This is a genomic window from Cupriavidus sp. GW821-FHT07C08 (genome assembly GCF_059419025.1).
In genome coordinates, this window is sequence record NZ_JBWKQZ010000001.1 from 367,468 (window position 1) to 382,527 (window position 15,060).

Sequence of the window (15,060 nt, forward strand, 5' to 3'; positions counted from 1 at the left end):
CCTTATGGCACGCACGCTTTTGCCCGCCGCGCTGGCGGCATCGCTCTACGGCTGCGCCGGCGCCCCGTCCTTCAGCCTGTTCGGTGCCTATTTCCCGCTCTGGCTACTGAGCGCCGTGCTTGGCATTGCCGGGGCGGTTGTGTCCTATCGGATCTTCATCATGACGGGCTGGGCGGAAACGGTCCGCTACCAGCTTCTGGTCAATACGGCGATTGGCGTCATGATTGCTGAAATCGTCTGGCTACTGGGTACGGGACACATCCTATGAAAATGGCCGGCCTCCGCAAAAGCCCGCTGCGCGGCAAACTGATCGCCCTGGTCATCGTCCTGCTGGCCGCCCTGCTGTCCTTCTACGCCTACCATCGCACGCTTCGCTTCCCGGCATCGGACGATGCCTCGCTCGATGCCGACCTGGTCCACGTAGCGTCGCCGGTCGGCGGCCGGATTGCGCGCATCCACGTGGCGGAGAACCAGCTGGTGGCCAAGGGCGATGTCCTGTTCGAGATCGATCCGGTGCCGTATCAGCTGGCCGTGGCCCAGGCCAATGCCGACCTGGAGCTGGCGCAGGCAACCCTTGGCACGCGGCGGCGCACGATTGCCACCGAGCAGGCTACGGCAGCGGTGGCGTCAGACCAGATCGCACGGGCCGAGCAGAACTACGCGCTCACGGCGCGAACGGTGGAACGGTTGCGCCCGCTGGCTGCGGACGGATACGTGCCCAGGCAGCAGCTGGACCAGGCGCAGGTGGCGCAGCGCGACGCCGCGGTGACCCTGAAGCAGGCCAACGTGCAGCGCGCCGCCACGGCGCAGGCGGTCGGTGATGAAGCCGGCGCCATCGCCACCGTGCATGCGCGCGAGGCGGCACTGGCGATTGCGCGGCGCGCGCTTGACGACACCGTGGTGCGCGCCCCGCATGCCGGCCGCGTGAGCGGGCTGACGGTGCTGTCCGGCGAGGTCGTGCTGCCCAACCAGTCGCTGTTCCTGCTGGTGCATACCGGGGAATGGTTCGCGGTGGCGAACTTCCGCGAGACTTACCTGGCTGATATCCATGTCGGCGACTGTGCCACGGTCTACTCGATGATCGACCGGCGCCAGGCCATCCGCGGGAAGGTGGAAGGCATCGGTGTCGGCATCGCCGATACTGAACGCCTGAACCTGCCGCGTTCCCTGCCTTATGTCCAGCCGTCGGTGAACTGGGTACGCGTGGCCAAACGCTTCCCGGTGCGCATCAAGCTGGCAGATCCGCCGGAAGCGCTGGCCAGGGTGGGTGCGAGCGCAACCGTCGAGATCCGGCATGGCGCAGCCTGCAGCTGACAAGTTGCGCCTGGGCCTGGCGGATATCCGGGCCCTGCTGGCACCGCTCCCCGGCCGTGCGGCGGCTGCCACGCGCATCACGGTGGCCTGCACCCTGACGGTACTGGTGACCAGTATCTACGGCACCCCTGAAGCGGCCATCTCCGCTTATGTGATCTTCTTCATCAACCGGGCCGACCGCACCTCCAGCATCGTCATGAGCGTGGCTGCGCTGGTGCTGGTCAGCATGATCATCGGCCTGGTGATATGGCTCGCCGATTTCAGCGTCGACGACCCGCTGCGCCGCGTGGCGTGCATGGCGGTAGTGTCGGCGGCCGTACTGTTCCTGGCCTCGGCGAGCAAGCTGCGGCCGGTCGGCGCCATCGTGGCGATGATCATCGGCTTTGGGCTCGACGAACTCGGACTGGCGCCGTCTGGCGAAATCGCCACGCGTGCCCTGCTCTATGCCTGGCTCATGGTGGCGATTCCCCTCGGCGTCAATGTGGTGGTCAACCTGGTGCTGGGCCCGGCGCCGCGCCGGCTGGCGACCGACCGCCTGGCCCATTGCCTGCGGCTTGCTGCACGCAGCCTGCAGGCTCCCGATGGTGACCCCCAGGCGCTGCACGAGGCCTTGCGCGACGGGGTCCAGCCCGTCGCAGGCTGGCTGAAGCTGGCGAAGATCGAAGGCAGCGTCGACGCGCAGGATCTGCTGGCACTGCGTCAGGCCTCGTCATCGACCATGGCGATCCTGCTAGCGGCAGATGTCGCACGCCGGCAGCCCGGGGCGCAACTGCCGGCAGCCGTTGCGGAGCCCATCGCCACTACGCTCGACGACATGGCGCGCATGCTCGATGCCGGCGGCTATCCGGTGGAAATCGGGCTGAGCGTGCCCGGTCTTGCAGCGCTGCCGCCCGTGCAGGAAGCGGTTGCCGCGGAACTGGTCGGCGCCATCAACCGCTACGCGGAACCGGGCGAACCAGCGCCGCCAGAACAAGCCGACAAGGCGCATGGCGGCTTCCTCGATGCCGACGCGTTCTCGAATCCGGCCCATGTCCGCTACGCCCTCAAGACCACCGGCGCGGCAATGTTCTGCTACTTGCTGTATCAGCAGCTGAACTGGCCCGGCATTCATACCTGCTTTATCACCTGCTACCTGGTGTCGCTTGGCACCGCGGCGGAAACCGTGGAAAAGCTCACGCTGCGGCTCGCCGGCTGCCTTGTCGGCGCGGCGATCGGCACGGCAGCCATCGTCTACGTGGTGCCTTCACTCACCTCGGTGGGCGGGCTGATGCTGCTGGTGTTTGCCGGCACGTGGATTTCGGCATGGGTGGCGCAGGGCTCGCCGCGCATTGCCTACGCAGGCTTCCAGGTGGCCTTTGCGTTCTACCTGTGCGTCATCCAGGGTTCCGGACCGGGCTTTGACCTGACCATTGCGCGCGACCGGGTGATTGGCGTGGTGCTGGGCAATCTGGTTGTGTACCTGGTCTTCACGCGGATCTGGCCAGTCAGTATTGCCAGCCGCATCGAGGCGGCACTGGCGGCACTGGTCACGCAATGGCAGCAACTGACCGAGGCGCGCCGGTCCGATGGACGACGCAGCCATGCCGCGGCCGCCATGGCACGGCACGGCGAGATCACGCAGGACCTGATCTTGGCCAACTATGAACCCGCGTCGGTCGGCCCGGGGCGGGACTGGGTCGAAGACCGGCGCCGGCGCCTGGCCGCGCTCGATGCGATTGCGGGGCCCCTGTTCCTGCTCGCGGAGCGCTTTCCCGGCGACCCGGAAATTGCACGGCGATTGCACACGCTGCAGGCAACTGACGCCGTACCGCCAACCGCGCACGCTGCCAACGGCACCCACGATGCACAAGCCGACAAGGTCCGTCACGCCCTGCTGGCCCTGGTCGACCGGCGCCTGGCGGATTCGCCCGCCGAGGCACCGGCTGCGACCTCTTTAACTTCCATTCATGCGCAAACCTGATTCGCTGGCGATCCCGCTGACACTGGCCGCCGCCGTGACGCTGGCCGGCTGTGCCACCGCGTCGCTCGACCTGGCCCCGCCGGCCTCCGACCGGCCATGGCAGCCCGAGACCACCGCGTCCGGCGAGATCGTGCCGGGCGCGGCCAGCAAGCCGGCGCCGGCAGCCCGGCCATCCGACTACACGCTGCCGGCCAACACCGCGCTGGCGTCCGTGCCCCCGCCTGCCGCACTCGATACCACGCACGCTTACACGCTGCCCGAGCTGATCGACCTGGCCGAATCCACCAACCCGCTGACCCGGATTGCCTGGAACGACGCGCGCAATGCCGCACTGGCCGCCGGCATCGCCAGGAGCAGCTACCTGCCGTACATCTCCGCGGCGGCGATGGGCGGCTACCAGAACGGACACAGCGCCTCGTCCACGGCGCTGGGCACGCTGGGCGCAAACGCGTCGACGCATGGCGCGGTCTCGGTGCTGTCGCTGCAATGGCTGCTGTTCGATTTCGGCGAGCGCGCGGGAATTGTCGATGCCACTGAACAGGCATCGATTGCCGCGAACATCGGCTTCACCGCGACGCACCAGAAGATCATTCACGAAGTCAGCACGGCGTTCTACCGCTACCAGGCCGCGCGTTCGCGCGCGACCACCGTGCAGCAGGCGATGCGCAACGCCGATGCCGTGCTCGCCGCCGCCAAGGCACGCTACCAGCGCGGCATCGGCACCGTGGTGGAAGTCGCCCAGGCCACGCAGAATCGTGCGCAGACCAACCTCGCCACGGTGCAGGCGCAAGGGGCCGAGACCGATGCCTACCTGGCACTGGTCACGGCCATCGGCATCTCACCGCTTTCCAGGCCCCAAATTGCCGAGATGCCGGTGCGGCCCCTGTCGCCGGCCATGCGCAGCTCGATCGAGCAGATCGTTGAACGTGCGATTGCAAGCCGGCCGGACGTGCTGGCGGCCTATGCCATCGAACGCGCCAGCCAGGCCAAGGTCAGGGCGGCAGAGGCCGGCTTCATGCCCAAGGTGTTCATGTCGGCATTCACCTCGTACGCGTCCGGCGGCTCGTCAATCACGGCGATTCCGCCGATTGGCCAGCAGCCGCCCACGGTCAACCTGAACGGCTACCGTTACGGCGCCAGCGTGTTCCTGGGCGTGACCGTACCGATCTACGACGGCGGGGTGCGCTCCGCGGTGCTGGCACAGGCGCGCAACGACGCCGACAGCGCGTCGGCCAGGCTGACGCGCGCCAAGGAAGAGTCCGTGCGCCAGGTCGTGGTCAGCCAGAGCGCGCTCGAATCGAGCCTGGCCGCCTACGATGCGGCCAGGGCACTGGCCGAGGCCGCGCAGACCACCTATGACGCTGCCTTCGCCGCGTATAGCAAGGGCGTGGGGTCTGTCACCGAAGCCAACCTGGCGCAGAACCAGTTGCTGCTGGCGCGCAATGCGTCTGCCGACGCCTATAACGGGGCGCTCGCCGCTGCTGCGACATTGGCGCTGGCGACGGGGTCGGTCGGCGCGGTGCGCGATGGGGGTGGATGGCCGGTGCGGTAATACCGCCAGGGTGTACTGCTCAACCCTGCCGAGGCTGCACCGCCGCCGCAAGACCGGGCTTGCGCAGCATTTTCTCGACATCTCCCGCGTGCAGTTCCTCCAGCTGGATCAACTGCCGCGCATACTCTTCCAACGCGACGGAGCGCCCCTCGACCAGGCTTAGCAGTTCACGATACAGATCCAGGGCCTGCATCTCCGTCGCAAGCGATTCACGCAGGATCGCGCCGATATCGGTCGTGTGGCTGTCAAGAAGTCCGCCGATGCCAAGCGAGGGATAGGCGCCTAGGGTCGTGATCCATTCGCCGGCCTGGTGCGCGTGCAGCAGCGACTCATTCGCCTGCTCACGCAGCCACGACACGATGGGAATGCGGCCGAAGCCGAATATCAGGAACGAATAGTGCGTGTAGCGCACAACACCGGCGAGCTCAGCTTCGAGTATTCGATTGAGCACGCCGACGACCTTTTGCTGTTCGATTTCCGACATGGCAGATTCCTCCCTGAGGTAGGTTCGGACTGCAAGCCGGCGCCCGCAGCCGGGCGCCGCGCAATCCCCTCATTAGCGGTAGACGAGGACAGGGACCCGGCAATGGGTGAGCACTTTCTGGGTTTCACTGCCGACCAGCAGGCCCTCCAGGCCCCTGCGGCCGTGCGACGCCATGAAGATCACGTCACACCCGTGCCTCGCGGCGGCATCGATGATGCCCTTGTAAGGTACCGAGGTCGTCATATCCGTTTCGCATGTGACTCCCGCGGCCTTGGCTGCAGCGACAACCTCTTCCAGCCTGGCGCTTGCATGTGCGGCCTCCTGCTCCTCGAAGGCCTTGCGCCTGGGATGGCCGGAATCGCCGGACGCCACATAGGGATACTCTTCCATGCATGTATAGGCCGTCAGCCTGGCGCCACCGGCTTTGACAAAGCCAATGGCCGCGTCCATTGCCATTCTTGAAAGTTCTGAGCCATCGGTGGCCAGCAAAATGTGCTTGAACACGATTCTTCTCCTTGGGCGATTGATCCCGGCGGGCAGCGACAGCCCACTAGTCAGAGTTCAGTATGGACAAGAATCCGCCTCTCGCCACCCACGCAAATGCATCTGCGCACACGCCGAGGCGGCCGCAGCGCCCTCACCCATCGATCTTGAAGCCGATATCCTTGATGAACTGGCCCCAACGCGCATGATCGACCCGGATCTGCGCGGCGAAGGCTCTGGCGTGGCGGCAGATTCGGGCGCGGATTGGGCTCAGGCCGCCCCCCGGAGCGGCCCGAACCGCTCCACGTACAACCCCGCCACCCAATCGACAAACACCCGCACCCGCGGCGCCAGCTGCCGGTGGAACGGATACAGCGCTGACACCGGCAGGTCCGGGCAGGGCCAGGCCTCAAGCACCGGCACCAGCCGGCCCGCGCGCAGGTGCTCTGCCACGCGGAAGCGCGGCACCTGGATCAGGCCGCAGCCGGCCAGGGCCGAGCTGGTATAGCACTCGGCATCGCTCACCGAGATCCAGCCGCGCGCCTTGAACTCCTGCACCTCGCCATCGACGGTCAGCGTGAAGGGATAACGGTTGTCATGGTTGCGCGAGAAGAACCCCACGCCGATATGTTGCGCCAGTTCCGACGGGTGTTGCGGCGTGCCGTGCGCGGCCAGGTATCCGGGGCTGGCGCACAGCACCTCCGGCATATCCGCAAGACGCCGGGCCACCAGCGAGGAATCGCGCGGCCGGCCGGCACGCACCACGCAATCGATGCCCTCCCCGACCAGGTCGACCAGCCGGTCGCCGCTGCTGACGATCAGGTCGATATGCGGATAGCGCTCCCGGAACTCGCCGATGCGCGGCAGGATGATCATGGTGGCGTGGGTGCCATGCAGGTCCAGCCGCAGCGTGCCGCGCGGGTTGGCCACCTGCGTGCTGAGGGAGGTCTCGGCGTCTTCCAGGTCCTGCAGCACGCGCTTGCTGCGCTCATAGAACGCCTGGCCGTCCAGCGTGGGGCGCACCTGGCGCGTGGTGCGCTCCAGCAGGCGCGCACCGATGCGGGCCTCAAGTTCCTTGATGGCGTGCGTCGCGGTGGCCCGTGGCATGTCCAACGCGCTGGCGGCGCCGGTGAAGGAACCCAGTTCCACGATCCGGGTAAAGAGTTGCAGCGCGTCGAAGCGGTCCATGCGGGGGCTGTCATAGCGGAAGGGTCACTTCCGGATTGGAATCAGGTTCCCGGCCTGCGTCAAGCCGGATCTCCATTCGCTTGTCCAGGGTCAGTCCCTGAGCCCGGCCAGGTACCATGAATCAGCCAGGCATCGATTCTGCTAGCCTATATTTCATTCAATAGTCTTCTGCCGTTCTCCCGCGTGTCCCGTGGCGGGGCCATGTGGCGAGTATGCAATCCGGTTAGTGCTGGGAGATGGGATATGAGCGCCGTTCCTGAGTCGCGGGTCACCGGCACCACTTCGGCCCCAGGGAAACGCCCCGTCACTTCCACCCGGCACGTGTGGACCCGATACTGGGCCATTGCAAAACCTTACTGGTTCTCTCGGGAAAAATGGAAAGCCTCGGGCTTGCTGGTCCTGCTGATCCTGCTGCTGTTGGGCCAGACCCAGACCGAGGTACTGATCGTCAAGCAGACCGGTGAATTCACCTCGGCCCTGGCGGCGCAAGACGCGGATCGCTTCTGGGCCTCGATCACGAAGTGTCTTTATATCCTGATGGTGGCAGTTCCCATCTACGCTGTTTATTACTACTTGAGGAATAAGCTTGGCCTGCTCTGGAGGCGCTGGCTGACCAGTCACTATCTGGACCGGTATTTCAAAAGCCGGGTCTACTACAAGCTCAATTCAGATGCCGCGATCGACAACCCGGACCAGCGCATCGCAGAGGACATCAATACCTTCACGCGGCAATCCCTGTTTTTCCTTTCGATCGGCATCGGCGCGCTGCTGCAGCTCATTGCATTCAGCGCCGTCCTGTGGTCGATCTCCAGGGAGCTGGTCTACTTTCTTGTCATCTATGCCATCGCCGGCACATTCATCTCCATCTTCTTCTTCGGCCGCGTCCTGATCGGCCTGAACTTCTTCCAGCTAAGGCGGGAGGCGGATTTCCGCTTCAGCCTGATCCGGGTGCGTGAGAACGCCGAGTCCATCGCGTTCTATCGCGGCGAAGCGCTGGAGTCAACCCATGTGAGCGGCCGTTTCGGCAAGGCCTTCCAGAACTTCGACCGCCTCATCAAGTGGCAGCTGAGCCTGAACATGTTCCAGTATGCCTATGGCTTCCTGACCATCCTGCTGCCCAGTGCCATCGTCGCTTCACGCGTGCTTTCCGGCGAGCTTGAAGTCGGCAGCGCCATCCAGGCGGCCGGCGCGTTCGCCGCCATACTGAACGCGCTGACCGTGATCGTTGACAACTTTGAAGACCTGAGCCGGTTCGTGGCGGGGCTGGATCGACTGGACACATTCTCCATCGCGCTGACCGGGACGGCAGCAGCCTCCGTGAAGCCGGCCACCACGATCGAGTCCATCCATGACTCCCGCCTGGCGCTGGAACATGTCACCTTGCGCACGCCGAATCAAGAGCGAACGCTGGTCACCGACCTGACCCTGTCGGTCAACCCGGGAGAGGGCCTGCTCATCGTCGGCGCCAGCGGCGGCGGCAAGAGTTCCCTGATGCGCGCGATCGCCGGATTGTGGAACAACGGCACGGGATGCATCGTGCGGCCAATGCCGCAGGAAATGCTGTTCCTGCCGCAGCATCCCTACATGGTGGTCGGCAGCCTGCGCAGCCAGCTGCTGTACCCGAACCACATTGGCCAGCGGATCCCGGACGAGGAGCTTCTGAAGTTGTTGGAGATGGTCAACCTGAAGGACATCGCTGGCCGGTTTGGCGGCCTCGACACGGAAGTGGACTGGGGGAAAGTCCTGTCCCTTGGCGAGCAACAGCGGCTGACCATCGCTCGCGTACTGCTCTCAAAACCGCGCTATGTCATGCTGGACGAAGCGACCAGTGCCCTGGATATCCGCAATGAGGAAAGCATGTACCAGTTGCTGGCCGACCTGCAGGCGACGCTTGTCAGCGTCAGCCACCGCCCCACTCTGCTGAAATTCCACCACCAGGTCCTGGAACTGCCCGGGAACGGAAAGTGGTGGCTGCATCCGACCAGGGACTATCGCCTGGGGTGGTAGGCGTCCAGCTGCCTTGTAGCGGCCCCAACCATCATCGTGCTGTGCTAACGTCGCGCGAGGCACATTTGATGTGGAGGGCGTTTGCATGCAAGCGGGCATTGTCGAGGCCGGCTATGGCTCGGACCCGGTCGGTCTGGTCAGCGGTTTCCTGTTCGAACCCGGCGGACCGGTGCGCGAGATTGATTCCCGCGCCGCAGCGGCATGGCTGCAGCAGATGCCGTCAGTACCGCCGGACGCCGCGCACCATCGCCCCTTCCTGTGGCTGCACTTCAACCTGTCGCACAGCGCATGCGAACGCTGGATGAAGGGCCAGCTGGCCCTGCCGGACGAATTCTTCGAGGCCCTGCGGCAGGGTTCGCGCTCGACGCGGATCGAGCGCCTGGACGCCGCCCTGCTGGCCGTGGTCAACGACGTGATCTACAACTTCGGCGTCACGTCGACGGATATCTCCACGCTCTGGGCCCACGCCGACCACCGCTTGCTGGTGACGGCCCGCGCCAGGCCGCTGCGTTCCGTGGACCGGCTGCGCGAGGCGGTGCGGCGCGGCGAGGCATTCCGCTCGCCACTGGACCTTGTGGTGCACCTGTTGCGTGACCAGGCCGACGTGCTGGTGCAGATCGTGCGCGAGACCGGTGTGAACGTCGACCAGATCGAGGACCAGTTGCTGTCGCAGCGCCTGCACGGCAACCGCGCCGACCTGGGTTCGATGCGGCGCGGGCTGGTGCGGCTGCAACGGCTGCTGGCGCCCGAGCCCGGCGCCCTGTTCCGGCTGTTGAACCGGCCGCCGGCCTGGCTGCAGGAATCGGACTTGCAGGAGTTGCGTGAATCGACCGAGGAATTCTCGCTGGTACTCAACGACCTGGCCGCGCTGGTCGAACGCATCAAGCTGTTGCAGGAAGAAATTGCCGCCAAGCTCAACGAGCAAACCAACCGCACGCTGTTCACGCTGACGCTGGTGACTGTGCTGGCGCTTCCGATCAATATCGTGGCCGGCTTTTTCGGCATGAATGTGGGCGGCATTCCGCTGGCCGGACACCCGCACGGCTTTTGGGTACTGGTGGCGCTAGTGGCAAGTTTCACGGTACTGGCCGGGCGCTGGGCATTCCGCAAGCAGGCCGGGTAGGTAACGCTTGCGGGATGTACCATACTTCAGGCAGTGTCCCCTGGCTCTCAACCCCCTAACCTGAGGAACCCGGCCATGAAGCTACTTCGCATTGCTGCCCTGGCGTTCGTGCTTGCGGGATGCGCCATGAACCAGGGCGCGCCAGGCACTGCGCAGGCGTCGCGCACAGAAAGCTGCAAGATGACGTCGGAGCAGGAGATTTCGGCGTTGTTTGATCGATGGAATCGGTCATTGCAGACAGGCGATCCACACAAGGTGGTGGCCAACTATGCGGAACGGTCCATTCTTCTTCCGACGGTATCCAACAAGCCTCGCTTGACCGTCGCGGAGAAAGAGGACTATTTCCATCACTTCCTGCAAAACGGTCCATCCGGGAAGATCGACTTCCGCACCATTGAGCTGGGATGCAATTCCGCGGTGGATTCCGGGCTCTACACCTTCACCTTCGCACGAACGGGCGCCGTGGTGAAGGCCCGCTTTACCTACACCTATCACTGGGATGGCAAGCAATGGCTGATTACAAGCCATCACTCGTCGGCCATGCCGGAGAAGACGTAACTGAGGCCTGAGCCTCAGTTACCGGGGGCGAGGGCCCCGCCGCGCATTCACCTGGCGGCGCCTGGCCCAGCGCCTTTACTGCATGTGCTGCCCGCCGTTGATGGCGATATTGGACCCGGTCACGTAGGCCGCATCCTCCGAGCACAGGTAGGCAACCAGTGCTGCGACTTCTTCCGGCTTGCCGACCCGGCCGACCGGAATCTGCGGCAGGATCTTGGTCTCCATGATTTCCTTGGGCACGGCGTTGACCATCTTGGTGGCAAGGTAGCCCGGAGAGACGGTGTTGACGGTCACGCCCTTTCTTGCCACTTCCAGCGCCAGCGACTTGGTGAAGCCGTGCATCCCTGCCTTGGCGGCTGCATAGTTGGTCTGGCCAAAGGCGCCCTTGGATGCATTGACCGACGAGATATTGATGATGCGTCCCCAGCCGCGTTCGACCATGCCTTCGCAAAGCGGCTTGGTGAGATTGAACACCGAGTCGAGATTGGTCCGCATCACGGCATCCCAGTTCGGCTTGTCCATCTTCTTGAAGGCCATGTCGCGGGTAATGCCGGCGTTGTTCACCAGGATATCCACGCGACCTACGTCAGCCAGGATCTGCGCAGCGCAAGCCTGGCAGGCATCGTAGTCGGAGACATCCACCTCGTAGGCACGCATCTCGCGGCCGCTGGCGGCCATCGCGGCAAGCCAGTCCTGGGCGGTCGCATTGCCCGGCGAGTGCGTCACCACCACGGTGTGGCCTGCGTCGTGCAACTTGATGCTGATGGCTTCTCCCAGCCCACCCATACCACCTGTTACCAGTGCAATTCTCTTCATCATGCTGCCTGCTTCATTCTCGTAAAGTTGAAAGACCCCTGCCTTGCCGGGACGGGCGTTTGCCCTGACTATCCCGAGCACATTCCCACTGCCCTGGCGCGAAAATAGCGAGGGCGAGCCGGGCCGGATGATTCCGGACCCGGCTTGTATGCCGATGCGGGAAGATTGGCGTCGCAGTGCTGCACACCAGGAGAACTGATGCCCCTGGCCTGCAAGCCTGCGATCTCTGTTCAGCGCGCTGGCCCGGCCGGCACGGCCGGCCGCACGCCGTTACTGCTTCGAAGCGCGGGGCGCCGCCTGCTGGGCCGCGCCGGAGGCAGCTGCGGCGGTCTTGGCAAAGTTGGCCTTGGCGACTTCAGCCGTCTGCTTTGCGGCGTCCTGGAACGATTGAAAGGTGCTGCTGGCGGCCGCTACGCTCGATTGCAGCAGCGCGGTGATCGCTTCAGACCCGGCCGGCGCGTTCTTCACGAAGGTGTCGACGAAGGCTTGCACATTGCGGTTGTGCTGTTCGTACTGGCCCTCGACTGCCTTGGTCAGTTCCACCTGCGTGTTCGACGCGATTTCGTACACGTGGCGTGCATACGCAACCGCCTTCTCCGCGGCGGGCTGGGCCAGGTTGCTTTGCACGGCGAACACGTCACGCAGGTCCTTTCCGGCCAGCACCGCTTCGACATTGCCCTGGCCTTCGGCAAGCGTCGTCCTGACTGCCTGCAGGTTCAACTCGGTCAACTTCTGGAAGCCGTCAAAAGCCATGTTCGTCAGCGCGAACAGTTGGTTCAGACTGGACTTTTGCACTGCAGCAAATTGCTCGGGCATAAAAGGGGACATGCGAAATCTCCTGTGGATTGATCGAACGGATTCGCGCAAGAGTGATGCAAAGTGAATCCGCCACCGTATGGCTTGCGGATTGGCAGCGCCACCAATCCTGCAGCGCACCATCCGAGTGCGAATCCTAGAGGCTTTCCTCTAATTTGATCCCTAGGTATATACCCAAAAAGTCTTAAAAACATGACATTAAAAGTGCTATACACAGCACTTACGTTACATGTATTTACTTAGAAATGTTGCGGTGCATGACACGTGTGGGGCGCACCTCACCCCGGACGCTTGAAACGGATCGCCGAATACAACAACAAGGAGAAACGGAAATGGGATCGAGGCAACAGGATCGCGGCGCCCCGAGCTGACGGCACGCCTCATGTAGCAGCCTTCCTGAGCCGCAACGCATTGGTAATGACCGAGGCAGAACTCAGGCTCATCGCCAGCGCCGCAATCATCGGCGACAACAGCTGGCCCGTCATTGGATACAGAACGCCCGCCGCCAGCGGAACGCCCAAGGCGTTATAAATGAACGCAAAACCGAGGTTCTGCTTCATGTTCCGAATGGTCGCTTGCGAGAGTTTCCGGGCACGGGCAATGCCGCGCAAATCCCCTTTGACCAGCGTGACCTGAGCGCTGTTCATCGCGACATCAGTGCCCGTGCCCATGGCAATACCAACGTCCGCCTTCGCCAGCGCCGGCGCATCATTGATGCCGTCGCCCGCCATCGCCACCACCGCGCCTGCCTGTTGCAGGGAACTGACAAGTTCAAGCTTGTCCGCCGGCTTCACTTCGCCGTGGAACTCGTCAATGCCGAGTTTCCCGGCCACCGCCTTTGCCGTTGCAATCCCGTCACCGGTCGCCATCACGACACGGATACCTTCTTCCCTGAGATGCGCCAGCGCCTCCGGCGTGGTGGCCTTGACCGGGTCCGAGACGGCGAGCAGGCCAACAAGCGTGCCTTCGACGGCGAGATACATCACGCTGGCGCCTTGCGCACGCAGCGCATCAGCCTGCGCCACGAGCCGATCAATGGGAATTCCTTCAGCTTGCATGAGCGCCGTGTTTCCGATCGCGACCTTCCTGCCGCCCAGCTTGCCTCTTACCCCGATCCCGGAACTCGACTCGAAGCCCTCCGGCTTTTCCAACTGCAGGCCGCGCTCACGGGCTGCTTCAACAATCGCGGCAGCCAGAGGATGTTCGCTGCCCTGATCCAGGCTGGCAGCTAACCGCAGCACGTCCTCCTCGGCATAGCCGTTGGCGCCGATCGCGCGCTCAAAAACCGGCCGACCCTCGGTGAGCGTCCCGGTCTTGTCGACAATCAGGGTATCGACCTTGCGCAGGTTCTCGATTGCAGCGGCATCGCGGAACAGCACGCCGTTGGAAGCGCCCTTCCCGCTTGCGACCATGATGGACATCGGCGTGGCGAGACCCAGCGCGCACGGACATGCGATGATCAGCACCGCGACCGCATTGATCAGACCGAACACCCAGCTCGGCTCGGGGCCGAAGAGTCCCCACGCGACAAAAGTCAGCACCGCAATGCCGATGACACCGAGGACGAAGACGCCGGCAACCTTGTCGGCCATCCGCTGCATCGGCGCCTTCGATCGCTGCGCTTGCGCCACCATCTGGACTATCTGGGACAGCACGGTCTGGGAGCCGACCTTTTCGGATCGGATGACGAGGCTGCCCGACGTGTTCATCGTGGCGCCGATGACGCGGTCGCCGACGCGCTTGGTGGTCGGAATGGGCTCGCCGGTTATCATCGATTCGTCGACCGCGCTGGAGCCTTCCGTTACCACGCCATCAACCGGCACCTTCTCGCCGGGCCGCACGCGCAGCAGGTCGCCCACGTGGACATGGGTGAGCGGCACGTCCTCTTCGGCTCCGTCGGGGCCGATACGCCTCGCCGTCTTGGGCGCCAGTCCCAGCAGCGACTTGATGGCGGCGGAAGTCTGGGAGCGGGCCTTGAGTTCAAGCAACTGACCCAGCAGCGTGAGGGAAATGATCACCGCCGCTGCCTCGAAGTAGACACCGATGCGGCCATGCTCGGCAAACACCTGCGGAAATACGCCAGGTATGACGGTCGCAATGACGCTGTAGACATAGGCCGCACCTGTGCCGATTCCGATCAGCGTCCACATGTTCGGACTGCGGTTGACGATCGACTGGAAACACCGCACGAAGAACGGCCAGCCCGCCCACAGCACCACAGGCGTCGCCAATGCAAGCTCTACCCAGCTCTGGGTCGACACCTGCATCCAGCCAAGGCGATGCCCGAACATGGCCAGTACGAACACCACACCGGTGAGCGGTAGCGTCCTCCAGAAGCGGTGACGAAAATCCACCAGTTCGGGGTTCTCGCCTTCATCCAGGTCCGGCAACAATGGTTCCAGCGCCATGCCGCATTTTGGGCAGTTGCCCGGATGATCCTGGCGGATCTCCGGGTGCATGGGGCAGGTATAGATCGTTCCCTCGGCAGCTGGCTGCGCCGCCCCGGCTCCAGTGCCAGCCGGTTCATGAACATGGTCATGGTGATGCGCATGCTCGTGATGATGACCAGGACCGGACTGGTCCTGAGCCGAGGTATGTGCACCGGCGCTGTGGCGGCCAGGCTCGGTTGCATCGCGTTCGTTGCTTGTCCTGTTCATCCTGGCTTCCTTCAGTTGTTGGGCCGGGCATCCACTGCGTCATCCGGCTTGCCTTTTACCTTCATGACACGCTCCTTACGCGAAGATGACGGCCATTCGAGA

13 protein-coding genes are annotated in these 15,060 nt (G+C 64.2%); 7 read left to right on the top strand and 6 right to left on the bottom strand.

The window, feature by feature from the left end; all coding sequences use genetic code 11:
* Positions 1 to 4 precede the first annotated feature (4 nt).
* Genes AC07UK_RS01785 through AC07UK_RS01800 form a run of 4 tightly spaced genes read left to right on the top strand, consistent with a single transcriptional unit; the run spans position 5 to position 4,826 of the window.
* Positions 5 to 268, top strand: coding sequence for a hypothetical protein (locus AC07UK_RS01785; protein WP_013957040.1), 264 nt, complete (start codon positions 5 to 7; stop codon positions 266 to 268).
* On the top strand, positions 265 to 1,314 hold the full coding sequence (gene mdtN, locus AC07UK_RS01790) for a multidrug transporter subunit MdtN (RefSeq protein ID WP_436221951.1): 1,050 nt from the start codon (positions 265 to 267) through the stop codon (positions 1,312 to 1,314). Before AC07UK_RS01785 ends, mdtN begins: the two co-directional genes overlap by 4 nt.
* On the top strand, positions 1,295 to 3,274 hold the full coding sequence (locus AC07UK_RS01795; protein WP_494685361.1) for an FUSC family protein: 1,980 nt from the start codon (positions 1,295 to 1,297) through the stop codon (positions 3,272 to 3,274). The genes mdtN and AC07UK_RS01795 overlap by 20 nt, the downstream gene beginning before the upstream one ends.
* Positions 3,261 to 4,826: a TolC family protein gene (locus AC07UK_RS01800; protein WP_494685360.1), complete on the top strand. Its 1,566-nt coding sequence runs from the start codon at positions 3,261 to 3,263 to the stop codon at positions 4,824 to 4,826. Before AC07UK_RS01795 ends, AC07UK_RS01800 begins: the two co-directional genes overlap by 14 nt.
* A 19-nt stretch (positions 4,827 to 4,845) precedes the next feature.
* Here AC07UK_RS01800 and AC07UK_RS01805 read toward each other — a convergent pair whose 3' ends face one another.
* The 3 genes from AC07UK_RS01805 to AC07UK_RS01815 form a co-directional block, all read right to left on the bottom strand.
* Positions 4,846 to 5,310 (bottom strand): ferritin-like domain-containing protein, encoded by a 465-nt coding sequence (locus AC07UK_RS01805; RefSeq protein ID WP_153954635.1) that lies wholly within the window; start codon positions 5,308 to 5,310, stop codon positions 4,846 to 4,848.
* A 72-nt stretch (positions 5,311 to 5,382) separates the two neighbouring features.
* Positions 5,383 to 5,814: a universal stress protein gene (locus tag AC07UK_RS01810; RefSeq protein ID WP_436221954.1), complete on the bottom strand. Its 432-nt coding sequence runs from the start codon at positions 5,812 to 5,814 to the stop codon at positions 5,383 to 5,385.
* 249 nt (positions 5,815 to 6,063) lie between these two features.
* A complete protein-coding gene (locus tag AC07UK_RS01815) occupies positions 6,064 to 6,981 on the bottom strand; it encodes a LysR family transcriptional regulator (protein ID WP_494685359.1) in 918 nt (305 codons plus the stop codon).
* A gap of 243 nt (positions 6,982 to 7,224) precedes the next feature.
* Between AC07UK_RS01815 and AC07UK_RS01820 the strand changes: the two genes are divergently transcribed.
* The 3 genes from AC07UK_RS01820 to AC07UK_RS01830 all read left to right on the top strand — a co-directional run bounded on the left by AC07UK_RS01820 (position 7,225) and on the right by AC07UK_RS01830 (position 10,669).
* The gene (locus AC07UK_RS01820) at positions 7,225 to 8,988 is read left to right on the top strand and encodes an ABC transporter ATP-binding protein/permease (RefSeq protein WP_436221956.1); all 1,764 of its coding nucleotides are present in this window, start codon (positions 7,225 to 7,227) and stop codon (positions 8,986 to 8,988) included.
* A gap of 85 nt (positions 8,989 to 9,073) precedes the next feature.
* A complete protein-coding gene (locus AC07UK_RS01825; protein WP_013957048.1) occupies positions 9,074 to 10,111 on the top strand; it encodes a transporter in 1,038 nt (345 codons plus the stop codon).
* A 75-nt stretch (positions 10,112 to 10,186) separates the two neighbouring features.
* Positions 10,187 to 10,669 carry a DUF4440 domain-containing protein gene (locus tag AC07UK_RS01830; RefSeq protein WP_494685358.1) on the top strand — a complete coding sequence of 161 codons (483 nt, stop codon included), beginning with the start codon at positions 10,187 to 10,189 and terminating at the stop codon, positions 10,667 to 10,669.
* Between the two features lie 75 nt (positions 10,670 to 10,744).
* On the opposite strand, the gene phbB is transcribed toward AC07UK_RS01830, so the two are convergent.
* The 3 genes from phbB to AC07UK_RS01845 form a co-directional block, all read right to left on the bottom strand.
* On the bottom strand, positions 10,745 to 11,488 hold the full coding sequence (gene phbB / locus AC07UK_RS01835) for an acetoacetyl-CoA reductase (protein ID WP_494685357.1): 744 nt from the start codon (positions 11,486 to 11,488) through the stop codon (positions 10,745 to 10,747).
* A gap of 267 nt (positions 11,489 to 11,755) precedes the next feature.
* Positions 11,756 to 12,313, bottom strand: a complete 558-nt coding sequence (gene phaP3, locus AC07UK_RS01840; protein WP_436223088.1) for a TIGR01841 family phasin PhaP3 — start codon at positions 12,311 to 12,313, stop codon at positions 11,756 to 11,758.
* Between the two features lie 368 nt (positions 12,314 to 12,681).
* Complete coding sequence (locus AC07UK_RS01845) at positions 12,682 to 14,958, bottom strand: copper-transporting P-type ATPase (protein ID WP_494685356.1); 2,277 nt, start codon at positions 14,956 to 14,958, stop codon at positions 12,682 to 12,684.
* Positions 14,959 to 15,060: the final 102 nt, after the last annotated feature.